This is a genomic window from Chryseobacterium pennae, from assembly GCF_003385515.1.
GTDB lineage: Bacteria > Bacteroidota > Bacteroidia > Flavobacteriales > Weeksellaceae > Chryseobacterium > Chryseobacterium pennae.
In genome coordinates this window covers 74,946-96,831 of the sequence record NZ_QNVT01000008.1, presented here as the reverse complement: position 1 = coordinate 96,831, position 21,886 = coordinate 74,946, and the positions used below count along the sequence as shown (strand labels likewise).

Sequence of the window (21,886 nt, the reverse complement as noted above, 5' to 3'; positions counted from 1 at the left end):
TTCCGGCAATTTAGGAATTCCCCATGTAAATTTGGCTAAATTCGGAACTTAACGTGCTGACTCAAGCATCATCTATACAAATTTTCAGGCTTTACTGTCGTCTGCCTCACCGGAGAACTGTATAAATGACCGATAGTCTCTATTGCTTTATCTTTAATCACCTTATGAATTATATTATTGAATTCTCTCAACATATTTAAACGTTTTGAAAAATGATTGAGATTACCTTTGCTTCATTAATTTAAACCTTACCAATCATGATTCATTCTAAAAACATCATCTATAAAGGGAAGCTTCTTCTGGCTTCATTTATTTTTATATTGTTATTTTCAAGCTGTTTACAAACTAACAATGATACAACCAACAAACAAAAAAATATGACAAACATCGAGTCTAAAAATCCGGAAACTCTATTTGACCCTACTCCTTTTGCTTTTTCACACGCAACAAGCGGCGTAGGGAACGGAAAATATGTATTTATATCAGGACAAAGCGGTGGTGAAGGCCTACATCACCATCTCTCGGAAGATTTTAGGAAACAAGTTCAATTCGCTTTGAAAAACCTGGAAACAGTGCTTAAAGAATATAATCTGAAGCCTGACGATGTCCTTAAAGTCACCATACTCATTGTTGATCACGATCAGGAGAAACTTAAAATCTGGACTGAAGAAATGCATAAAGTATGGAAAAACAATAAGTTTCCTGCCAGCACTTTAATTCCTGTTCCCAAATTAGCATTGGATGGTATGATGATAGAAGTGGATGCAATAGCTTTTATGCCTTTATAAATAATAGTCTTACCAGGCCTAGGAGTTGTTTGAATTTAAAACCATGTAGTCAATTTTTTTCATTGAGAAAACGGCAGTCCCTGCCTCCTTAGTTTGGAGAGCAGGGATTGATTTATAAACTTATCTTCAGCCCGCTTATATATTTTATACTTTAAAAGTGTAACTCAAAGCAAAATACAGCATAAAAAGACAGATCAATGTATAAATGCCATTAGTGATCATCAATACAGCTCCCAATTTCGTTTTTCTTGATGCAATGGCTAGTATCAAAGCTAAAATTACAACTCCAACAATCAGGAACATGACAGGGTTTTCCCAATCATGAGTAAACAATACCTCATCATACTTCATGAGTATCACTAATAAAATAATATGAGTAAGGGTAGCAAACAGGCTTAATTTTGATGTAGACATATGTATATTTTGTAAGCAAAGAAAGTGACATTTCAGTTTTTCATTGTCAGAATATCAAATATAATATATTCTGTTTCATCAACTGTATTTTTCAGGAACATTACCTATATAATTCGTTATAATGGTCTATAATATCACGAATGCTTTTCCATGCAGGATCATCATAGGCATTCATTTTAGAAATATCGCCTGCACTCGTTGTGACGATAATTTTCGTGTCAATTCCGTCTACAGGCTGTACACTTTTTCCTTCTTTTACTGCCCCGAATAGCTTCTGATCAATGGTAGCAACCAGTTTCTTCCAGTCCTCAGCTTTAACTTTTCGGCTGTATATCAGATTTTCGGCTTCATTAGCTGCTACCGTACGACGGTAATGAATGGAATCTTTATCAATTAAAGTGCTGGAAGAAAACCCCAGTCCTCCACCGGCAGAGATCATTTTTACAGATTGAATGGTTTCAGTATGTACCATAGGATTGTCATCTGTTTTGCTCTTATTTTTTTTACAGGAAACAAACACCAACAATATAATAATCAACAGCTTGCCTAAAATACAATACTTCGTTTTAATCACTGACGGTATCTTCTTTTTCATGTTATATTGATTTGGTAATCTCACGATTAATACATATTAAAATAAACTAAACAATGAGACCATTCTTTAAAAGTATCATTAAAAATACAGAACGACAAGAAATAAAGGCATATACATAAAAATTGAGCCCTAAAAAGTGTCCAATTCGTGGTGTAGTATATATAGATAGCTATTAGTTCTGTAGTTCTCTATTAAGTTTCTTTCTGAAAAGGATCAATAATGAGCCGAAGAATACCAGATAGGCAATATTGAATATCGCTCCCCCAACCCAGCCTGAATAAGGCAGTGGCAGCATTCCCTTTATTGGAATAATAAATAAGGTCAGCACAAATGGGGTCAATAAAGCCATCCATCTTGGAAGCAAAGTTTTCTTCAAAAGGATACATACCGCAAATGAAATCCATCCGATAGCTAATACTCCAATGGCTGCTCCCCAGGCTATGTTAAGCATTTTCATAAATTCTCGCCCCGTTTCTAAAAGGTATGGATGAGCCACCGGATCGGTATGATAGATTGCCTTATAGATTTCCCCCACATAAAAGAATCCGGCGTGGCCTAAAGGAGACAAAACAGCCCCTGCTAATAAAATCCAGTAAACAGCCACCGAATACCAGGTTTTGGTATCTTTAAAAAACTGGAAAACCAGCCAGCTTGCAGGAAGCAGTAGAGGTCCAGTGAGCGCTCCGATCAAAGCCCCAAACATCAGTCCCGGGGTGGTACCTTCCAACATCAAAGTTGCAAATCCTACATTTACCTGATCGGCATAAATCTTTGAAAACAATGGATAATCTTCAGGATTAGGATCAAATCCTGCGACAAAAATATCTCCGATAATCCAACATATGGATACCATTATTGCAGCAACAAAAGACCAGTTTATTTTATTTGAGTAGTTCATATTTCGTTCTTTAAATAATTTTTAATAATTTTTGATTCTAAGAAATCAGGGGTTATAATATATTTTCAATTTTCAAATCAGAATTGATGAATTCTACAGTCTGTAACCCTTTCCCTTGTATAAGTTCTAACCCTTCCTGATTGGTGAGCAACCGGTTTAATACCTGAGTATTCAGACGATCAGTGCCTACCTTAATATTTTTCACTACTACAATCCCGTTGGGATGATTAATTTCTTTGGGCCTGGGATTAGGAACATAGGCAGACATTACAAAAGGAAAATCAATATCATCAGGCATCAGAAGTTCCCATTTAAGTTTATTTCCATCTCCATCTTTTCTTTTAGCCTTATGAAACCTGAACTCTGTATTTTCACTTTCGAAAAACTGTTTCTCTGAATTCAGGTTTTCCAATGCAGACTCCAGAGACCATTCACACCAGCCTTCCTCTATATCTTCCCATTGCCTCATCCGTTCTAAAACCGATTGATACCCAAAGACCTTCATCATCCATTTTATATAAACAGGAAGTCCGGAATTATGGTAAATTTCGATAAAGATGCCTTTCTCAAACCATATCAAAGCATTATAAGCCTTATCAGGGTATGCTCCATATTCAACAATAAAGCCTGCATCCTGTAGCTTTTTTACCGCAATATGTAAATCCTGCACCCGATACAATACATGACTTAGTTGTACATTATTCTTCATTTCTATTATTTTTTATTTGATTTTAATAGATAAAACTAAGTTTATTATTAAGAATCATTCTAAATAATTATTTATCTTTGTGCAAAACTAAGATGAAAATTGGGGCACACAGGTACGCAAAAGGGAGTAAAAAGTCCGCAAAAAGGAGAATTCTAATCATAATAAAATAATAATGGCATTACGGGTCTACGATGATAAAATTGGAGGAACATTGGTGGAAAAAAAATATCCCAATGCCTATTACCAGAACGATGGCGAAATCAGAGAGTGTATTACCCATCTGAAACCTCCTTATGGAAATGGTTTTTATCATGAGATCTGCTTTGAGAATGTTCATATTGGCTTTGGAAATGTTTCTCTTCAAAATAAAGTATTGCTATACTTTGAGGCCGATTTTGATAGCGTTGAAATGCATTTTTCGTTAAAAGGAAAAAGCGCTGCTCTTTCAGAGAATTTCAACAATAAAGTTTGTTTTGAAAGTTATCAGCATAATATAATTTATGCCCATCAGATGAGTGGCCAGATGGAATTCGACGGTCATGAAATGCAGATCCTGGAAGTTAATTTAGCCCCGGATTTTTTTAAGAAATTCCTTCCTGAAGACTCTGAACTATTCAATACTTTCAGAAATGCTATTGAGAAACAGCATTCATGTCTTATCAATCCGGACCATTGCCGGATCAGCCTGGAAATGTACCAGGTTCTGAACGACATCATTCACTGCGACAGAAAAGGTATTTTTAAAAGAATCTACCTTGAAGCCAAGGTGGCTGAACTTCTTCTTTTACAACTGGAACAGCTTTTTAATACTACTTCTTCACCCTCATCACTTCTGAAAAAAGATGAAGATAAGATCTATGCGGTGAGAGATTTTATTGTCAATAATCTCAATGAAAACTGTTCATTAATAGACCTTGCCCATCAGGTAGGAACCAATGAATTTACTTTAAAAAAAGGATTTAAGGAACTATTTGGAACCACAGTATTCAGCTTCTGGAATGACATAAAGATGGAACAGGCAAAAAAAATGCTTATTGAAGGTGATTTAAGTATTAATGAAATTTCTGAGGTGATTGGATATAAAAATTCCAGACATTTTTCAGCAGCATTTAAGAGAAAATATAACGTCATTCCAAGCCAGTTTAAGTACGGAAACGGAATCAGCCGCTAAATTTTTTCTTATATTTTAAATGCAGTATTTTAGAAATTAACTCCAATTTTGAAGCTTTGAACTTATTCAGTATTTTCTTTCTGTTTTTAAATATGAAAAGTTACTACAAAAACACACCTTTTATTTAAATCAATTTAAAATTCTATCTTATTTGTTAACAATTTGGCAATGAAAAAACCGGACAAATTCCAGATATTATTTTAAAAAAACCAAAAGACACATTTCGTAATCAAAACGCTATCAACAAATTACATTCAATTAATTATTGTTTGCATAAAATATTTTGTCGTTTTCATAAAATGTCTATATTTACCATCAAGGAGTTCTTAACACCTTCTTTATCAACCGAAATTGGTAACACTTAGCTGTGTATTAAAAGGGAATCGTGTGCAAATCACGAACTGTCGCGCAACTGTAAGTAACAACAAAAAGGTTTTTATCAAATTCATATCCACTGTATGCTCCGGTATATGGGAAGGATGATAAAAACTGTTACAAGTCAGGAGACCTGCCTATTTCGAATTGACGATGCTTTCGCGGTTTGAAGCTTATAGTCAGGTATGATACGGTATGGATAATGATATGATAAAATAGTTTATCAACTCGTATTATTTTTTGAGATAGATAATAGCAGAACAACAGGTTCTTCTATGAATCTACCGCTCATCCGTGTCCCCTTTCCGTAATTTTCCTTCCTCACAAAGCATTGTGAAGTCTGCAGGAACTTTTTATAGCGTTTAATGCATGTAAAAAGTAAAAAATGTACCTAACCCATTTCGATAATGCCTACACACCCAACAGATCTGTCAAGATCCTGAAAGACTGTTTCCTAAAAAACACACAGACTTTCTGTCTGTTGGCAGCACATCGAAGTGCTGCCCAAGATTCTCTTTTTATTTCCCTGCAATTAAAGCATTATTGCTATTCTTCTACAAACAAAATTCAACTAAACCATAAATATTACAATGACTAAAAATGAAAACTGGAAGTCTCCCGGGGCTCAATTCCGGGAGGCTATGCAAAAAGAAAGTCCTCTTCAGATTGTCGGGGCCATCAATGCCAACCACGCATTATTGGCCAAACAAGCCGGATTCAATGCCATTTATCTTTCAGGCGGCGGCGTTGCTGCCGGATCTTTAGGAATTCCTGATTTGGGAATCACCACACTGGAAGATGTACTGATTGATATTCAAAGAATTACCAATGTCTGTGATTTGCCTTTATTGGTAGATGTGGATACAGGATTTGGTCCATCAGCATTCAATGTTGCACGAACTGTAAAGTCATTGATTAAAGCAGGTGCAGCAGCTTTACATATCGAAGATCAGGTAGGAGCAAAACGTTGTGGCCATCGTCCGGGAAAAGAACTCGTAAGCAAAGATGAAATGGTAGACCGCCTGAAAGCTGCCGCGGATGCCCGTACAGATGAAAGTTTTGTAATCGGAGCCAGAACGGATGCTTTTGCCAATGAAGGGCTGGAAAAAACTCTTGAAAGAGCCATTGCCTATAAGGAAGCCGGTGCTGATTTTATTTTTGCCGAAGCAGTTCCTGATCTAAGTTTTTATCAAAAATTCTTTGATGCAGCGGGAATCCCTGTATTGGCCAACATCACAGAATTTGGAATGATTGATATGTATACGGTTGATGAACTAAAAGATGCAGGCGTAGGATTGATACTTTACCCTCTTTCAGCTTTCCGTGCAGCCAATAAAGCGGCCCTGAATGTGTATGAACACATCCGCAAAGACGGAACCCAGGCCCATGTATTAGACACTATGCAGACCAGAGAAGAACTCTATCAAAGCATTGGATACCATGATTATGAGCAAAAATTAGATAACCTTTTTAAACAAAATAGTAATGTCAACGAATAGCGAACCAACATTCAAGCCTAAGAAAAGCGTTGCCCTTTCTGGAGTAGCAGCAGGCAATACAGCGCTTTGCAGCGTAGGAAAAAGTGGAAATGACCTCCACTACAGAGGATATGACATCCTGGATCTGGCTGAAAAAGCGGAGTTTGAAGAAGTAGCTTACCTTTTGATCTATGGTCAGCTGCCTACCGGAGCTCAATTGAAAAATTACAAAGCTAAATTAAAGTCTTTAAGAGGGTTACCCCATTCTGTAAGAAATATTTTAAAGAGTATTCCGGCAGCGGCACATCCGATGGATGTAATGAGATCCATGGTATCCGCTATTGGCAGTATTCAACCGGAAAAAGATGATCATAATATTGCCGGAGCGAGGGATATTGCAGATAAATTACTGGCATCATTCAGTTCGGGTTTATTATACTGGTATCACTATACCCATAATGGAAAAGAGATTCATGTAGAAACAGATGACGATACGATTGGAGGCCATTTTCTTCATTTATTACATGGAAAAAAACCTTCTGATTCATGGGTAAGAGCCATGCAGATCTCGTTAAATCTTTACGCCGAACATGAATTTAACGCTTCTACATTCACTAGCCGTGTGATCGCAGGAACAGGTTCAGATATTTATTCAGCTATTACAGGAGCCATTGGTGCTTTAAGAGGTCCTAAACATGGTGGTGCCAATGAAGTGGCATTTGAAATCCAAAGCCGATACAATTCGCCAGATGAAGCAGAAGCAGATATCCGTCAGCGCATTGTCAACAAAGAAGTGATCATCGGATTCGGACATCCGGTTTACACGATTTCAGATCCTAGAAACGTAGTGATTAAAAAAGTAGCTAAGGAACTATCTGAGGAAGCCGGAGATATGCTGCTTTACAATATCGCTGAAAGACTGGAAACCATCATGTGGGAAGAAAAGAAAATGTTTCCGAATCTGGATTGGTTCTCAGCCGTATCCTATCATTTAATGGGAGTACCTACCCTGATGTTTACGCCACTCTTCGTCATCTCGAGAGTTACAGGATGGAGCGCTCACATCATTGAACAGAGACAGGATGGAAAAATCATTCGTCCAAGTGCTAACTACACAGGTCCTGAAAATAAGGAATTCATCTCTCTACAAGACAGAAAATAAACATATCACAATTAATAACTAAATTATAAAATAAAGATGTCATCACACATTTCAAATGAAAGACCCCAACCGGATAAAGTATTAACAGATATTGCAGATTATGTATTGAACTATGAAATCAAAAATGATCTGGCCTGGAAAACAGCCCATTACTGTCTTCTGGACACCATCGGATGTGGACTGGAAGCATTAACTTACCCTGTATGTACAAAACTTTTAGGTCCTGTAGTAAAAGGAACTGTGGTTCCAAACGGGGCAAAAGTTCCGGGGACACAGTTTCAGCTGGATCCTGTTCAGGCAGCGTTCAATATTGGAGCCATTATCCGTTGGTTGGATTTCAATGATACATGGCTGGCTGCAGAATGGGGACATCCATCAGACAACCTCGGCGGAATTTTAGCCACAGCAGACTGGTTATCAAGAACCCATATTGCAGAAGGAAAAGCACCTTTAAAAATGAAGCAGGTTTTGGAAGCCATGATTATGGCCCATGAAATTCAGGGAGTAATGGCATTGGAAAATTCTTTTAATAAAGTAGGTTTAGATCACGTATTATTGGTAAAACTGGCTTCTACCGCTGTTGTCGGAAAGCTTATCGGTTTAACCCGTGATGAGATCATCAATGCTGTATCATTGGCTTTTGTAGATGGGCAGTCTTTAAGAACATACCGTCATGCACCCAATACAGGTTCCCATAAGTCCTGGGCTGCAGGAGATGCAACATCCAGAGCAGTACGTTTAGCACTGATTGCTAAAACAGGAGAAATGGGCTATCCATCGGTATTAACTGCAAAAACTTGGGGATTTTATGATGTTTCTTTCAAAGGAAATGAATTCAAATTCCAGAGAGACTACGGTTCTTATGTCATGGAAAATGTACTGTTTAAAATCTCATTTCCGGCAGAATTCCACTCTCAAACAGCTGTAGAAGCGGCAATGACTCTGCATACCACTCTGAAAGACCTTGGAAAAACTACAGATGATATCAAAAAAGTTACCATACGTACGCATGAAGCAGCCATCCGTATCATTGATAAAAAAGGACCTTTAAATAATCCGGCAGACCGCGATCACTGTATTCAGTACATGGTGGCTGTACCATTCATTTACGGCAGATTAACTGCGGCAGATTATGAAGATAATATCGCTTCAGATCCAAGAATTGATGTTCTTCGTGATAAAATCGAATGCATTGAAGACATACAGTTTACTGCAGATTACCATGATCCGGAAAAACGTTCTATCGCAAATGCCATGACTGTAGAACTGAATGACGGAACTATTCTTGACGAAGTTGTAGTAGAATACCCTATCGGACACCAACGAAGAAGAGACGAAGGAATTCCGGAACTGATTAAGAAATACAAAATTAATTTAGCCCGTATCTTCCCTGAAAAACAACAAAAAACAGTGTTGGAAAATTCATTGGATTATGAAACGCTGATCAACCTTAATGTCAATGAATTTGTTGATTTACTGATTATATAACCTTATACAGGCTGAAAGTAATTCATAAAATTGCTTTCAGCTTTTCCTCTCAACTTTCAACCCCAAAACTATGTCACAAAAAGTAAAAATATTAATCAATGGAGCATTTATTGAAAGTAAAGCGCATGAACATCTTCCTGTAGAAAATCCTGCTTCCCAGGAAATTCTCGCCGAAGTCCCTTTAACTCTATTGTCTGAAATAGATCAGGCTATTGAAGCAGCCACAGAAGCATTCAAAACATGGAAAGAGGTAGCCACTCCGGAAAGAGCAAGATTATTTCTGAAATACCAGCACCTCTTAAAAGAACATCAAAAAGAAATCGCCGAAATCCTATCCAAAGAAAACGGAAAGACCTTCGCTGATGCTATGGGCGATGTATGGCGTGGTATTGAAGTGGTAGAACATGCCTGCAATATTCCAACCCTGATGATGGGAGAAACTGTAGAAAATGTAGCCCGTGGAGTAGATACCTACAGCTATATTCAGCCTCTTGGAGTTTGTGCGGGAATTACACCCTTCAACTTTCCTGCGATGATTCCTTTATGGATGTTTCCAATGGCGATTGCCTGTGGGAATACCTTTATCTTAAAACCATCTGAGCAGACCCCGATGACCTCTGTGAAAATGGCCGAACTATTCTTAGAAGCAGGCTTTCCAAAAGGAGTTCTGAATATTATTCATGGTTCCAAAGATCAGGTGAATCATATCCTGAATCATCCTGAGATCAAAGCTATTTCATTTGTAGGTTCTGTACCGGTTGCTGAACATGTTTACCGTACAGGAACAGATAACCTGAAAAGAGTTCAGGCATTCGGAGGAGCAAAGAACCACATGGTTGTTATGCCGGATGCCAACAAGGGACAAGTGATCAATAATTTGGTAGGTGCATCTTGTGGAGCAGCCGGCCAGCGTTGTATGGCCATCAGTGTTGCCGTTTTAGTGGGCGAAGCTCAAAACTGGGTGGAAGATATCAAAACTGCTTTAAGTACCATCAAACCTGGAGTATGGTCTGATGAATCTGCCGCATTTGGCCCTTTAATCAATAAACAGTCTAAAGAGAAAGTTTTAAGATTAATCAAAAGTGCCTATGATCAGGGAGCTGAAGTGCTGCTAGACGGAAGTAATTGTAAAGTAGACGGGTATGAAAACGGATATTTTGTAGGGCCTACTCTATTCAATAATGTATCTGTAGAGATGGATATTTACAAGGAAGAAATCTTTGGCCCCGCTTTACTTTTATTAAAAGCAGAAACACTGGATGAGGCAATTCAGATTATCAATAACAATCCTTACGGAAACGGAACTTCTATTTTCACCAACTCGGGTGCTGCAGCCAGAAAATTCCAGCATGAAATTGAAGTGGGACAAATTGGGGTCAATCTTCCTATTCCGGTTCCATTACCATTCTTCTCTTTTACAGGATGGAGAAAATCTTTCTTTGGCGATCTGCATTCTTACGGAAAACAAGGCGTAAAGTTTTATACCGAAACAAAAACAATTACAGCCCGTTGGTTTGAAGAAGATGTTCCCGGAGGAAATGTAAATATGACTATCAGTTTAAAATAATTGAATGAAAGGCTGAAAAAAGTGAATATATTCATATTTACAGGGATCAGGCTTTCCATTCTTAATGCTCAACTTTCAATTTAAAAACTATGGAATTTAACCTAAGTGAAGAACAATTGGCATTTCAGGATGCTGCAAGAAAGTTTGCTGAAAAAGAACTCGCTCCCTACGCTTCAGAATGGGATGCTCAAAAAATATTCCCACGAGAAGCCATAGCTAAAGCCGGTGAATTGGGATTTTGTGGCGTATATACAAGTGAAGCTGCCGGAGGGTTAGGTTTATCCAGATTGGATGCTGCCATCATATTTGAAGAACTGGCAGCAGCCTGCCCTTCCACTACTGCTTATATTACCATACACAATATGGTTTCCTGGATGATTGATGAATTTGGAAACGATGAAATCAGAAAAGAACTATGCCCTCAGTTAGCATCAGGAATGTTATTAGGATCCTATTGCCTTACTGAGCCAGGTTCCGGGTCAGATGCTGCAGGGCTGAAGACCACCGCTGTCAGGAAGGAAAATAAGTATATTATTAATGGCACAAAAGCTTTTATTTCAGGAGCTGGTGAAAGTGATATTCTTATTGTAATGGCACGTACAGAAAACTCCGGAGCCAAAGGAATCAGTGCTTTTGTAGTGCCGGCTCAAACTCCGGGAATCAGCTTTGGGGAGAAGGAAAAAAAACTGGGCTGGAATACCCAGCCTACCCGCTTTGTCTTTCTGGATCACGTAGAAGTAGATAAAAAATGCCTTTTAGGAACCTTAGGAGAAGGATTTAAAATTGCTCTGAAAGGTTTGGATGGCGGCCGTATCAATATTGCAACCTGCTCAGTAGGAGCGGCACAGGGATCTATCAATCAGGCTCAGCATTATATGCACGAAAGACAGCAGTTTGGAAAATCACTGGCACAGTTTCAGTCTCTTCAGTTTAAAATTGCAGATATGGCAACAGAATTGGTAGCAGCCCGTCAAATGGTACATCTTGCCGCTTTCAAACTGGACTCCAAGGATCAGAATGCTACCACTTACTGTGCAATGGCTAAACGACTGGCCACCGATTTGTGTTTCAATATCTGTAATGAAGCGTTACAGATACTGGGGGGCTATGGCTGCACTCAGGACTTTCCTGTAGAACGTTTAATGCGTGACGCAAGAGTACATCAGGTAGTAGAAGGAACCAATGAAATTATGAAACTTGTAATTTCAAGAAAAATTCTCGAAGAAGGTGCTACCTTACAGATCCGTTAATTCAAAACAATCAACATCATGAGTTTAATACTTACAGAAATAAAAAACAAAACCGGAATTATTACTCTGAATTCAGAGAAAACACTGAATGCTCTGTCATTACCTATGATCAGAGAATTAGCAGCTGTTTTGGAAGAATGGAAAACATCCGAAAACATAGCCTGTATATTTCTTCAGGGAGCAGGGGAAAAAGCCTTATGTGCCGGGGGTGATGTGAGACAATTACACGATGCTATTATTGCACAAAAAGCAATAGACCCTACTCAAATCCCGCAGGACTGTTTTGATTTTTTTTCTTTGGAATATCAGGTAGATTATACCATTCATACTTATCCTAAACCTATTATCGTTTGGGGACACGGCATTGTGATGGGTGGTGGTATTGGTATTATGGCCGGAGCATCACACCGTATCGTTACGGAAAAAAGCAAACTGGCAATGCCTGAAATTACCATTGGTTTATACCCTGATGTAGGCGGAACCTGGTTTCTGAATAAAACACCTTCTGCCTATGGGATTTATCTGGGATTAACCGGAGCAAGATTAGATGGAGCAGACTGTCAGTTTCTGGGATTAGCAGATTATTATATACCGTCTTCTTCAAAAGAAATGATTCTGAATGCATTGGAACAGGCTAACTGGAAAGAAAACCCTCATAAAACCGTTACTCGCATTTTAGAAAGTATATCTAAAGACATGTGCATTCCGGAATCTCAGGCAGCCACTCATCAGACATTTATACAGCAATTTGAAAAAGCAGATACTCTGGAACAGTTCAGGGAAATATTAATCAGTTATCCTGAAAAAGATGACTGGATCAATACAGGAATTAAAAGTTTTGAGGTTGGTTCACCAAGTTCTGCCCATATTATTTTCAGGCAGCTGCAGCAGGGTAAAAATTTGAATCTGGAAGAAGTTTTTCAGTCTGAACTTAATCTATCCTGCCAATGCTGTGTTCATCCTGATTTTGCTGAAGGAGTAAGGGCTTTATTGGTAGATAAGGATCACTCTCCAAAGTGGCATCCGGCAACCCTTGATGATATTACCGGAGAATGGATAGACTCTTATTTTAAATGGATCATTGGAGAATGGAAAGTAAATTTTTAACCTCCAGTTACAATTAATCAATTTTTATAACCTTTTAAAAAACAATCATGCCAAATATAGCATTTATAGGATTAGGAAATATGGGCGGGCCTATGGCGGCCAATTTAATAAAAAAAGGTCATAACGTTACTGGATTTGACCTTTCAGATACAGCTTTGGGAGCTTTGGTTTCCGCAGGTGGGCAGACTTCCGTTTCCGCTTCAGAAGCTTCTAAAAATGCAGATGTAGTCATCTCAATGCTGCCTTCAGGTAAGCATGTTGCTGAATTATATTCTGAAGAGTTTATCAGTAATTTAAAACCCAATACATTACTGATTGACAGCAGTACCATTGATGCAGTTACCGCCCGTGCCGTGGCTCAGCTAGCGGCTTCAAAAGGCTGTAAAATGATAGATGCACCTGTTTCCGGAGGAACAAGCGGGGCCCAGGCCGGAACTTTAACCTTTATCGTAGGCGGCAAAACCGAAGATTATGAAAAGGCAAGACCGATATTAAAATGTATGGGCCAAAACATATTCCATGCAGGGGATTCCGGTGCCGGCCAGGTTGCCAAGATCTGTAATAATATGTTGCTGGCCATTCACATGATCGGAACTTCTGAAGCTATTAATCTGGGAACCCGCCATGGATTGGACCCAAAAACGTTAAGTGAAATCATGCAGAAAAGCTCCGGCAGAAACTGGTCACTGGAAGTATATAATCCTTATCCGGGAGTCCTGGAAAATGCGCCGGCATCAAGAGAATATTCTGGAGGTTTTGCTGTAGATCTGATGACCAAAGATTTAGGATTGGCAGCAGAAGCAGGATTGGAAACAAAAACCTCTACTCCACTGGGAAACGCCGCTTTAAATTTATACAGAATGTGGAGTGAATCCGGGAATGGAGCCATAGATTTTTCCAGCATTATCCAATTATTAAATGGGAAATTAAAAGCTGAGAATGGAAACTAATTCCACTTCAAGCAAATTTCTCCTATCAACTAAAACCAGATACAATGAATTTCGAAACATTATTATTCCAGCAACATGGACATATAGGAACACTGACAGTTAACCGTCCGAAAGCATTAAATTCCCTGAACACGACAGTCTTACAGGAACTGAAATCATTTGCAGATCAAATCAGATTGAATAAAGACATCCGGGTTTTAATCATCACAGGTTCCGGTGAAAAGGCTTTTGTAGCCGGTGCAGATATTAAAGCCATGCAGGGAATGACCCCAAGAGAAGCAGAAGAATTTTCAGGAATGGCACAATCTGCATTTAACGCTATTGAGACATTACCGTTTGCTGTGATAGCAGCTGTGAATGGTTTTGCATTAGGTGGTGGTTGTGAGCTGGCACTTTCATGTGACATTATCCTGGCTAGTGAGAAAGCAAAACTCGGATTACCGGAGGTTACATTGGGATTATTACCTTGCTTTGGCGGAACACAAAGACTTCCAAGAGCTATTGGGTTATACAAAGCCAGAGAAATGGTATTTTCAGGAGAATTTTATTCTGCAGAAGCCTGTAAAGAATTTGGTTTTGTAAACCGTGTCACTGCTCCGGAAGAATTATGGAATGAAGCTCAGAAATTAGCCGAAACCATTGCCTTAAGAGGTCCTGTAGCAGTAGCCAAAGCAAAACAATCATTGAATACAGGTTTTGAGCTGCATATCACAGATGGTCTGAAGCAGGAAGCTGTTTTATTTGGTGAATTATTTGACACTCAGGATCATCATGAAGGAATCGGAGCATTTATAGAAAAAAGAAATCCTGATTTTACAGGGAAGTAATAATTAACCACAGAAGACACAAAAGTGTTAAATGTTAAAATTATTTAAAACTAAAATCTTCACCTATATAAAGTACACTTAAGCTTTTGAAAATCATCTTTTTTCTTCTAAAGTGTACTTTTATGCGACATTACTATAACTCTCTTAAATGAACTAAAGTGTTTAAAATTAAAGCTTTTGTAACTTTTGCAGTTCAAATAATTTAATTAAAAGAAGCCCTAAACTCCAATGGTGAAAAAGAAGTTCGGTTTTTAAACAGGCGATGGAAGGACTGCGGATGCTCAAATCCCAATTGGTAAGCAATTTCCGAAACAGACATTTCTGTTGTAGAAAGCAGCTCTTTAGCCTTCTCGATCAATCGGTTTTGAATATGCTGCTGGGTAGTCTGCCCTGTCTGTGCCCGAAGCATATCGCTCAGATAATTCGCGCTCAGATTTAGCTTTTCAGCCACAAAATGAACAGAGGGAATACCATTTACCACCAGCTGATCATTCTTAAAATACTCATCCAATAACGTTTCCAGCTTCGAAAGCAGGTCATTATTTATCTTTTTACGGGTTAAAAATTGACGGTTATAAAAACGGTCACAATATTTCAAAAGTAGATCCAGGTTTGACACCAGCAGATCCTGTGTGAAAGAATCCATATTGGCATCGATCTCCTGGCTCATATTCTCTATAATATCCATAATAGATTTTTCTTCTTTCTCAGAAAGAAACAGGGCTTCATTGGCTGTATAGGAAAAAAATCCATAGTCTTTAATTTTTGATGCCAGAGAATAACTTTGAAGAAAATCAGGATGTACCACCAATACAAAACCCTCCACTTCGTTCAAAAGAACATCTTCAAATTGTAACACCTGCTGTGGAGCGGTAAAATACATGACCCCTTCTTCAAAGTCATAATACTGCTGGCCATATTTAAATTTTCCTCCTGCACAGTCTTTCTTAAGGGCTATAGCATAAAAATCAGTTATTACCGCACTGAGAATAGTCTCTGACTTCAGCTTTACATCATTAAAACTGAATACACTGATCAGTGGGTTTGATGGCTTTTTCAATCCCAGAGCCTGATGCATGGCATTGATTGATGAAACTTTTATGGGTGTTTTCATTACTGATTTCTGATTTATATTTTTTTAAACCAAATAGATATATTAGGCTTTACAGGACGCTAAAAATCTCATAAAAATACTTTTGATCTACTAATATTTCAGCATTTTCTATGCGCTTATGTGGTTTAAAAAGATAACTCATACTAAGTTACAATTTTATTATTTTCCTAAAAGCTGCCCACTTTTAATCTGATTGATTCCTTCTTTATAAGTGGTTACCTGAAATTGAGGAAATCGTATTCTGAACTTTGAATCATCAAAGATATTATCATGTTCATACCTTGGCAATAATTCCAATAATTCCTTTATTTTTTTATTGAATAAAGCCCCGATTTTAAAAACGAATTTAGATATTGCTGAATACTCCAGGTCTTTACCATAAATTCCGGAAGCAATCCGTATAAATTCTTTATAGGTTGGATGACTTTTATCTACCGGCAGATGCCAGGTTTGCCCGAATGCATCAGGCGTATTTCCAATTAAAGCAGTTGCCCGGCTTGCATCCGGAGTCCAGATAAGGCTCCTTTTCTTATTTGTGCTCAATGGAACTTTAAGTTTTTTACCTTCTTTGATATTATTAAAAACCAATGTATTCGTAATACTCTGTGTTTTTCCCGGGCCATAAAATTCCGGAGCACGGCAGATGACGGCTTCCAGCTCACCGGATTCTATTTCTTTCAATATCATTTCTGCCATTTTCCGTCTTACTCTACCTTTTCTTCCCACCGGAGCAAATATTGTATTTTCATTCAAAACGCGACCATCCTGCGGATACATATACGTATTATCAAAGAATACCAGCTTAGTCCCGTTGATCTTACAGGCATCTATCACATTTTGAAGAATTAAAGGAAATTGTTTTTCCCAAAGGTCTGAGCTTATTGGAAGACCTAATGTGAAATAAGCAATCTCACTTCCTTTTACCGCTTCAATAGCCTTCTCACGGATAGATAAGTCCGCAGAGAACACCTCATCAGTATCATTTACTTTTTGGGCGCTTCTGCTTACAATCCGAATATCTGAAGTAAAGTTTCTTTTTAATTCTCTTGCCAGCTCTTCGCCAATCTGTCCATTGGCTCCTAATATTGTTTGCATATTGTTTTACTTTTCTGGTTAATATTATATTCTGTTGTTTTGGTAGGACAAAGTTCCGAAAAGCATAAAAGATCAGAGTATCTCAATGAAGGGAAGTTGTAACAGAATCTCTGTTACAGAAATTTGAATAAGATTTCTGACTTAAAAATAATACAAGTCCGGAGAATGTAAAATCCGGCAGGCATCGTAGATGCCTGCCGGATTCAATATCTTCAAAGCCAAAAAAACTAATAATTCAGAATTGCAGAACCAAAGGGATTATCAACGAGCCAAAGCCAATCACCCTTTTCGCTCTTCTTCATAATACAGGAAGTATGACCTGTCATTTTTATGGGTTGCCCATCAGGAGTATGACCTGTCATCTCCCATCGATCGAGCCACATCGCAAGGTCATTAATCACTGTAATATGTGGAGTTTCTCCCTGTATATTCAGTTTTAGCCCGCATATATTTTCCATAGCCACTTGTATATCTTCAAGGCCTCTTAATTCTTTCCCATCACGGTCAATATAAACTCCTTCAGAGTGAAAGCAACTCAAAGCACCGGCTGTATCTCCATTTTTTATACAGTGACGAAAATAAGCAACCGCTCCGGCTTGAGTTTTTCTGTTAAAATCTTCCATTTTCAATAATTATAAGTTTTCTTCAAAAGTATATTTAATATTTGGAAAAAGAAATACTTCATCTATCCACTTTTATCTCTCTTTTCTCATTTAGCTTACATGTACAATTTAAAGTTGGTTTTATATTTTGCCATTAACCTATTAATCAATAGATTTGGTCCTGCTAATATTCACCTGCCTCAAATCGTGAGGTTTAGTGGTCAATAAAACCATGATATAAAATAATCAATTATGACAAAAATAAAATTGTCTCTATTCATCATTACTATACTATTTACAAGCAGCAGTTTATCCGCTCAAATAACCTCCAAAGAAGTAGATGTTCTTGTTGATAATGCAATGGAAAAGTTCCATGTTGCAGGAGCGGCTGTAGCCATTGTAAAGGATGGAAAGATAATTCACAAAAAAGGTTATGGTGTAAAATCAATAGATACAAAATCACCTATTGATGAACATACGAACTTTGAAATTGCTTCCAATAGCAAGGCTTTTACAACTGCCGCATTATCTATTTTAGTAGATGAGGGAAAACTTTCCTGGGATGATAATGTCAAAAAATACATCCCTGAATTTAAGATGTATAATGACTATGTGACAGAAAATTTTACTATAGAAGATTTATTGTGTCACCGTAGTGGACTTGGTTTAGGAGTCGGAGACTTAATGATGTTTCCTGATGGTACAGACTTCACTATTAAAGATGTAATAAAGTCTTTCCAGTATTTTACTCCTGTTTCAGGTTTCCGAACCCAATTTAATTATGATAATCAACTGTATTTGATAGCAGGCGAAGTTATTGCAAGAGTAAGCGGGATGAATTGGGAAACCTTTGTTCAAAAGCGCATTATGGAACCACTGCAAATGCAAAATTCTTTCAGTTCCATCAGTCAGGTAAAAGATATAAGTTTAATGGCTTCTCCCCATTCCTCAGAATCCGGGGCTATAAAAAAAATATCTTTATATGGGGCGATGGTTAATGGAGCTGCCGGAGGGATAATCTCCAACGTTGATGATATGTCTAAATGGATGCTTGTTCAGCTCAACAAAGGTAAGTATGGTTCTGGTTTAGACCAACAGCTTTTCACTAAGGAAAGGCAAAATGAAATGTGGACCATTCATACTGTTGATCAAATTAATCCTAACCCAAGGTATAACCAACATTTTAATGGATATGGTTTAGGCTGGAATTTATCTGATATAAAAGGAAACCTCAGTGTTTCTCACACCGGCGGGCTACCCGGAATGCTTTCTATTGTTACCATGATTCCAGACTTAAATTTGGGTATTGTTATTCTCACCAATACAGAAAATGGCGGCTCCGGTGTTTTCTCTTCAGTGAGTCAAACCATTATTGACAGCTATTTAGGCCTCAACAATTACGGATGGGTAGATAAGTATACTGCCTACTTTCAATCTCAAAAAGAATCTGGAGATGAGGTCACTAAAAAGGTTTGGGAAACAGTAAGCAAAGCAAAAAATACAACAATAAAAAATGAGGATTTAATTGGACTGTATGAAGATAAATGGTTTGGAAAAATAGAAATATTCTTAAAGGGAAATCAATTATGGTTTAAATCTTATCGATCACCAAAGCTAAACGGGCCCATGAGTTTTTATAAAGCAAATACCTTTGCAATTAAATGGGATTATAAAGATATGAACTGTGATGCCTTTGCTATGTTTAATTTAGATGAAGAAGGAAAAGCTCAAAGCATAAAAATGAAGGGAATCTCCCCTAATATAGACTTTAGTTTCGACTTTCAGGATTTGAATTTACAAAGGGTTAAGAATTAACTATAGTTCATAATAAAGAAAATCTGCATTCTAAAAAGCAATATCCGAAAACATTGCAGTACAAAATAAGGTGAGTTTAGAAACTCACCTTTAGTTTTTATATAAATCTATTGTAAAGACTGACAACAGTACTATTCACCTCATTATAAAAGTGCTTAGCCCTATAAGTTGCACTCATAATGACTATTAATTTAATTCTCCATTGGCTTTTTGAACAAAATCATTCCATTGAGCATTCAGATATTCTACTGCCTGTTTTTTCTCATTTTTATTTAAAGAAGAATAATTAATTGAATTGAAAACCAATTTCTTCAAAGCTTTCATATCCAATTCCCAATATACATAGGCCACCCAAAAATCATAGCTTAATCCTTCATAACCATATACAGCCGGATCATCGCTATTAATAGAACATTGTACACCATTGCTCAGTAAAACTCTTGCCGGGTGATTTCTCATATCACTCACATATCCAAGGACCTGGTTACTGATCGGGCTTACTTCTACCAGTTTATTCTGTTTTTTAATCAGATCCATTGATTTTGGAAAGTAAATCAGGTTCAGACCATGACCAATTCTTTGGTTATTCAGCAAGGTGATATCCAGTACATTTTTATTGAAAACAGAATTGCTTTCCCCCGCATGAAGAAACAATGGCATTTCCACTCCTGACTTTTTAGTGATCTCATTTATTTTTGTCCAGTTTTTCTGGAAAGAATTGATGCTGTTTCCGGCAGCTTCATCGGCCACAAGATCAAAACCGGAAATCATATCCGGGAATTGCTTCTTTAATTTAAAAGCAATTTCCAGCTGTTTTTCTATGCTGTCAGAATCTAAAAACTTAAAGCTAGAATAAATCAGTTTCAGACTGAACTGAGGATCTGACTGACGCATTTGCTTTACAATATCCTGCAGATCTGTAATAGATTTTTCCAATGGATATTTTCCATGCTCAAAATCATAAAGTTCATCAAAAACATACCTGATCTCCACATGCTGCACATGATCTTTGGCCAAATCCTGAAACCCTTTCAGATAATATTCCTTAAAGAAAGGGCGATAAGGTAATAGCAGATTGATCCGTTGGAAACGCTTTTCAAATTCAATCCAATAATTGTTATAGGAACAAAGATTATCACGTTTCAAAAGGAGAAGTTCATGCAGTTTCTTTTCAAAACCGGCATCTGAATTCAGCTTTTGATCAAGACTGACAAATCCTGCCGGAACTTTTCCGTTTTCAAAAAAGCCCAGTTGCCCAAAAATAAATTTATCACTGTCTTTTTGATCATATACATAGCATTCTTTATATTTTCTAGCCGTTGCTATCAGCCATTCGGCATTAGCCAGACCGCCACTGTGTGTATGCAGCAGGCCACCTTTGGGCATTGTCTGAATAATTTTAAACAGCTTACTGGATTCTATTAATGGCTTTATTTCATTAAAAGAACGGTTATATAAAGGAATCTGCTGTTTTTCAGTTTCACTCAGAAACTGTTTTCTTATCTGGAATAATTTTTTGTCTAAAGCAATCTCGGCATCAGATAATTTTACATCGGCATCAAAGGCCATGGCTGTATTTTCTCTCTCCAGCGATGTCCAGTTCTCCTGATAAGTGGATTTTTCAGCCACTTTAGTTTGGGCTCCCAACAGAGGAAACCCCAACATTAATATATAGGTAAGGTATTTTCTCATAATAATAGTAACCTGCATTATGACAAAAAAGACTTTGCCAATACAGTATTCAAAAATATAATTATTTTTTTTTGTAAAAGAGTTTCGATCTGAAAAAAAACAAATGATCAATCTTTTAACGACATATTTTTCATCTTCATCATCCTTCTCTGCTCCGGCGTGAGGTGTATGAGTGGATAGTGGGATAAAGCTCCCTGAAAAGAAATCGGGCGTAAAATACACAAAAAGTCTACAAAAACAATAGACTTTTTGTGTTAAATATTATTCATCAGCTAAAATGATTTTTTTTTTGATTTGACATTCATATTTTTAAATAAAAATAACAACCTGTTTTTCAATACATTAAGATCAAATCAAGATCATTTATTCAATTACCCTACTTAATTAGTAGACTAATATGATTTTTCTCATACTTTCTTTTAACAAAGTTTTATGAATTATTAGATAATTTTGACCCAGTTAAAAAAAATAAAACTCTATTCTCATGAATAAGAATGACTTTAATTCTTACCTATACACTATCATGGCTGTAATTTCTGTTCAACATAAGGGTTGTACAGGAAAAGGCCTTTCACAGCACAATATTACTTCTAAGAGCATGTGCTTTGAATCTATGATGTGTAAAATGATGATGCTATAAATTCCTGAAGAAATATGCACATTATTGTAGGAATTAAAGCCCGATAAGCTCAAAGCCGATTTAATCCGGGTACACCTCCTCTATTTTAACATTTTCTTTCTGACACCTCCTTACAAAAGGGAGGCAGGGATCTCTTTTTTTCCTAAACG

Annotated in this window: 19 protein-coding genes and 1 riboswitch; of the genes, 11 read left to right on the top strand and 8 right to left on the bottom strand. The window is 37.3% G+C overall.

The features are described from left to right. Positions 1 to 257 precede the first annotated feature (257 nt). Positions 258 to 788: a RidA family protein gene (locus DRF65_RS10295; protein WP_228438619.1), complete on the top strand. Its 531-nt coding sequence runs from the start codon at positions 258 to 260 to the stop codon at positions 786 to 788. 144 nt (positions 789 to 932) lie between these two features. Here DRF65_RS10295 and DRF65_RS10290 read toward each other — a convergent pair whose 3' ends face one another. The 4 genes from DRF65_RS10290 to DRF65_RS10275 form a co-directional block, all read right to left on the bottom strand. Next, positions 933 to 1,202: a hypothetical protein gene (locus DRF65_RS10290; protein WP_115970669.1), complete on the bottom strand. Its 270-nt coding sequence runs from the start codon at positions 1,200 to 1,202 to the stop codon at positions 933 to 935. Positions 1,203 to 1,302: 100 nt separating this feature from the next. Further along, a complete protein-coding gene (locus DRF65_RS10285; RefSeq protein WP_123947314.1) occupies positions 1,303 to 1,797 on the bottom strand; it encodes a hypothetical protein in 495 nt (164 codons plus the stop codon). A gap of 172 nt (positions 1,798 to 1,969) precedes the next feature. Then, on the bottom strand, positions 1,970 to 2,695 hold the full coding sequence (locus tag DRF65_RS10280; protein WP_115970667.1) for a DUF6796 family protein: 726 nt from the start codon (positions 2,693 to 2,695) through the stop codon (positions 1,970 to 1,972). Between the two features lie 52 nt (positions 2,696 to 2,747). Further along, on the bottom strand, positions 2,748 to 3,404 hold the full coding sequence (locus tag DRF65_RS10275; protein ID WP_115970666.1) for a VOC family protein: 657 nt from the start codon (positions 3,402 to 3,404) through the stop codon (positions 2,748 to 2,750). A 172-nt stretch (positions 3,405 to 3,576) separates the two neighbouring features. On the opposite strand from DRF65_RS10275, the gene DRF65_RS10270 reads away from it, so the two are divergent. The 9 genes from DRF65_RS10270 (at position 3,577) to DRF65_RS10230 (ending at position 14,779) form a co-directional block, all read left to right on the top strand. After that, positions 3,577 to 4,575, top strand: a complete 999-nt coding sequence (locus DRF65_RS10270; RefSeq protein WP_115970665.1) for a helix-turn-helix transcriptional regulator — start codon at positions 3,577 to 3,579, stop codon at positions 4,573 to 4,575. A 335-nt stretch (positions 4,576 to 4,910) separates the two neighbouring features. Further along, a riboswitch (cobalamin riboswitch) is annotated at positions 4,911 to 5,105 on the top strand. Between the two features lie 435 nt (positions 5,106 to 5,540). After that, a complete protein-coding gene (prpB, locus tag DRF65_RS10265) occupies positions 5,541 to 6,449 on the top strand; it encodes a methylisocitrate lyase (protein ID WP_115970664.1) in 909 nt (302 codons plus the stop codon). Further along, positions 6,436 to 7,590, top strand: coding sequence for a bifunctional 2-methylcitrate synthase/citrate synthase (gene prpC / locus DRF65_RS10260; protein ID WP_115970663.1), 1,155 nt, complete (start codon positions 6,436 to 6,438; stop codon positions 7,588 to 7,590). The genes prpB and prpC overlap by 14 nt, the downstream gene beginning before the upstream one ends. 36 nt (positions 7,591 to 7,626) lie before the next feature. Beyond that, positions 7,627 to 9,078, top strand: a complete 1,452-nt coding sequence (locus tag DRF65_RS10255; RefSeq protein WP_115970662.1) for a bifunctional 2-methylcitrate dehydratase/aconitate hydratase — start codon at positions 7,627 to 7,629, stop codon at positions 9,076 to 9,078. 70 nt (positions 9,079 to 9,148) lie between these two features. Continuing rightward, entirely contained in the window at positions 9,149 to 10,645 is a 1,497-nt protein-coding gene (locus DRF65_RS10250) for a CoA-acylating methylmalonate-semialdehyde dehydrogenase (RefSeq protein ID WP_115970661.1), read from the top strand. A gap of 89 nt (positions 10,646 to 10,734) precedes the next feature. Then, positions 10,735 to 11,895 carry an acyl-CoA dehydrogenase family protein gene (locus DRF65_RS10245; RefSeq protein WP_115970660.1) on the top strand — a complete coding sequence of 387 codons (1,161 nt, stop codon included), beginning with the start codon at positions 10,735 to 10,737 and terminating at the stop codon, positions 11,893 to 11,895. 18 nt (positions 11,896 to 11,913) lie between these two features. Then, positions 11,914 to 13,002, top strand: coding sequence for an enoyl-CoA hydratase/isomerase family protein (locus DRF65_RS10240; protein ID WP_115970659.1), 1,089 nt, complete (start codon positions 11,914 to 11,916; stop codon positions 13,000 to 13,002). Between the two features lie 47 nt (positions 13,003 to 13,049). Beyond that, on the top strand, positions 13,050 to 13,952 hold the full coding sequence (gene mmsB, locus DRF65_RS10235) for a 3-hydroxyisobutyrate dehydrogenase (RefSeq protein WP_115970658.1): 903 nt from the start codon (positions 13,050 to 13,052) through the stop codon (positions 13,950 to 13,952). A gap of 44 nt (positions 13,953 to 13,996) precedes the next feature. Further along, the gene (locus DRF65_RS10230; protein WP_115970657.1) at positions 13,997 to 14,779 is read left to right on the top strand and encodes an enoyl-CoA hydratase/isomerase family protein; all 783 of its coding nucleotides are present in this window, start codon (positions 13,997 to 13,999) and stop codon (positions 14,777 to 14,779) included. Between the two features lie 202 nt (positions 14,780 to 14,981). On the opposite strand, the gene DRF65_RS10225 is transcribed toward DRF65_RS10230, so the two are convergent. The 3 genes from DRF65_RS10225 to DRF65_RS10215 all read right to left on the bottom strand — a co-directional run bounded on the left by DRF65_RS10225 (position 14,982) and on the right by DRF65_RS10215 (position 17,611). Continuing rightward, on the bottom strand, positions 14,982 to 15,893 hold the full coding sequence (locus tag DRF65_RS10225) for a helix-turn-helix domain-containing protein (RefSeq protein WP_115970656.1): 912 nt from the start codon (positions 15,891 to 15,893) through the stop codon (positions 14,982 to 14,984). A gap of 159 nt (positions 15,894 to 16,052) precedes the next feature. Then, positions 16,053 to 16,988, bottom strand: a complete 936-nt coding sequence (locus DRF65_RS10220) for an NAD-dependent epimerase/dehydratase family protein (RefSeq protein ID WP_115970655.1) — start codon at positions 16,986 to 16,988, stop codon at positions 16,053 to 16,055. 227 nt (positions 16,989 to 17,215) lie between these two features. Next, on the bottom strand, positions 17,216 to 17,611 hold the full coding sequence (locus tag DRF65_RS10215; protein WP_115970654.1) for a YybH family protein: 396 nt from the start codon (positions 17,609 to 17,611) through the stop codon (positions 17,216 to 17,218). 231 nt (positions 17,612 to 17,842) lie between these two features. Between DRF65_RS10215 and DRF65_RS10210 the strand changes: the two genes are divergently transcribed. Next, positions 17,843 to 19,405, top strand: coding sequence for a serine hydrolase (locus tag DRF65_RS10210; RefSeq protein ID WP_115970653.1), 1,563 nt, complete (start codon positions 17,843 to 17,845; stop codon positions 19,403 to 19,405). Positions 19,406 to 19,591: 186 nt separating this feature from the next. Here DRF65_RS10210 and DRF65_RS10205 read toward each other — a convergent pair whose 3' ends face one another. Next, positions 19,592 to 21,097 carry an amidohydrolase family protein gene (locus DRF65_RS10205; RefSeq protein WP_228438617.1) on the bottom strand — a complete coding sequence of 502 codons (1,506 nt, stop codon included), beginning with the start codon at positions 21,095 to 21,097 and terminating at the stop codon, positions 19,592 to 19,594. Positions 21,098 to 21,886: the final 789 nt, after the last annotated feature.

What these genes read in the sequence shown, in the direction of transcription:
- DRF65_RS10275 (WP_115970666.1), bottom strand. Translation starts at nt 3,404, where the DNA reads ATGAAGAATAATGTACAACTAAGTCATGTATTGTATCGGGTGCAGGAT.
- DRF65_RS10280 (WP_115970667.1), bottom strand. Translation starts at nt 2,695, where the DNA reads ATGAACTACTCAAATAAAATAAACTGGTCTTTTGTTGCTGCAATAATG.
- DRF65_RS10240 (WP_115970659.1), top strand. Translation starts at nt 11,914, where the DNA reads ATGAGTTTAATACTTACAGAAATAAAAAACAAAACCGGAATTATTACT.
- DRF65_RS10225 (WP_115970656.1), bottom strand. Translation starts at nt 15,893, where the DNA reads ATGAAAACACCCATAAAAGTTTCATCAATCAATGCCATGCATCAGGCT.
- DRF65_RS10205 (WP_228438617.1), bottom strand. Translation starts at nt 21,097, where the DNA reads ATGAGAAAATACCTTACCTATATATTAATGTTGGGGTTTCCTCTGTTG.
- DRF65_RS10255 (WP_115970662.1), top strand. Translation starts at nt 7,627, where the DNA reads ATGTCATCACACATTTCAAATGAAAGACCCCAACCGGATAAAGTATTA.
- DRF65_RS10270 (WP_115970665.1), top strand. Translation starts at nt 3,577, where the DNA reads ATGGCATTACGGGTCTACGATGATAAAATTGGAGGAACATTGGTGGAA.
- DRF65_RS10230 (WP_115970657.1), top strand. Translation starts at nt 13,997, where the DNA reads ATGAATTTCGAAACATTATTATTCCAGCAACATGGACATATAGGAACA.
- DRF65_RS10220 (WP_115970655.1), bottom strand. Translation starts at nt 16,988, where the DNA reads ATGCAAACAATATTAGGAGCCAATGGACAGATTGGCGAAGAGCTGGCA.
- DRF65_RS10210 (WP_115970653.1), top strand. Translation starts at nt 17,843, where the DNA reads ATGACAAAAATAAAATTGTCTCTATTCATCATTACTATACTATTTACA.
- DRF65_RS10215 (WP_115970654.1), bottom strand. Translation starts at nt 17,611, where the DNA reads ATGGAAGATTTTAACAGAAAAACTCAAGCCGGAGCGGTTGCTTATTTT.
- mmsB (WP_115970658.1), top strand. Translation starts at nt 13,050, where the DNA reads ATGCCAAATATAGCATTTATAGGATTAGGAAATATGGGCGGGCCTATG.
- DRF65_RS10295 (WP_228438619.1), top strand. Translation starts at nt 258, where the DNA reads ATGATTCATTCTAAAAACATCATCTATAAAGGGAAGCTTCTTCTGGCT.
- prpC (WP_115970663.1), top strand. Translation starts at nt 6,436, where the DNA reads ATGTCAACGAATAGCGAACCAACATTCAAGCCTAAGAAAAGCGTTGCC.
- DRF65_RS10290 (WP_115970669.1), bottom strand. Translation starts at nt 1,202, where the DNA reads ATGTCTACATCAAAATTAAGCCTGTTTGCTACCCTTACTCATATTATT.
- prpB (WP_115970664.1), top strand. Translation starts at nt 5,541, where the DNA reads ATGACTAAAAATGAAAACTGGAAGTCTCCCGGGGCTCAATTCCGGGAG.
- DRF65_RS10245 (WP_115970660.1), top strand. Translation starts at nt 10,735, where the DNA reads ATGGAATTTAACCTAAGTGAAGAACAATTGGCATTTCAGGATGCTGCA.
- DRF65_RS10285 (WP_123947314.1), bottom strand. Translation starts at nt 1,797, where the DNA reads ATGAAAAAGAAGATACCGTCAGTGATTAAAACGAAGTATTGTATTTTA.
- DRF65_RS10250 (WP_115970661.1), top strand. Translation starts at nt 9,149, where the DNA reads ATGTCACAAAAAGTAAAAATATTAATCAATGGAGCATTTATTGAAAGT.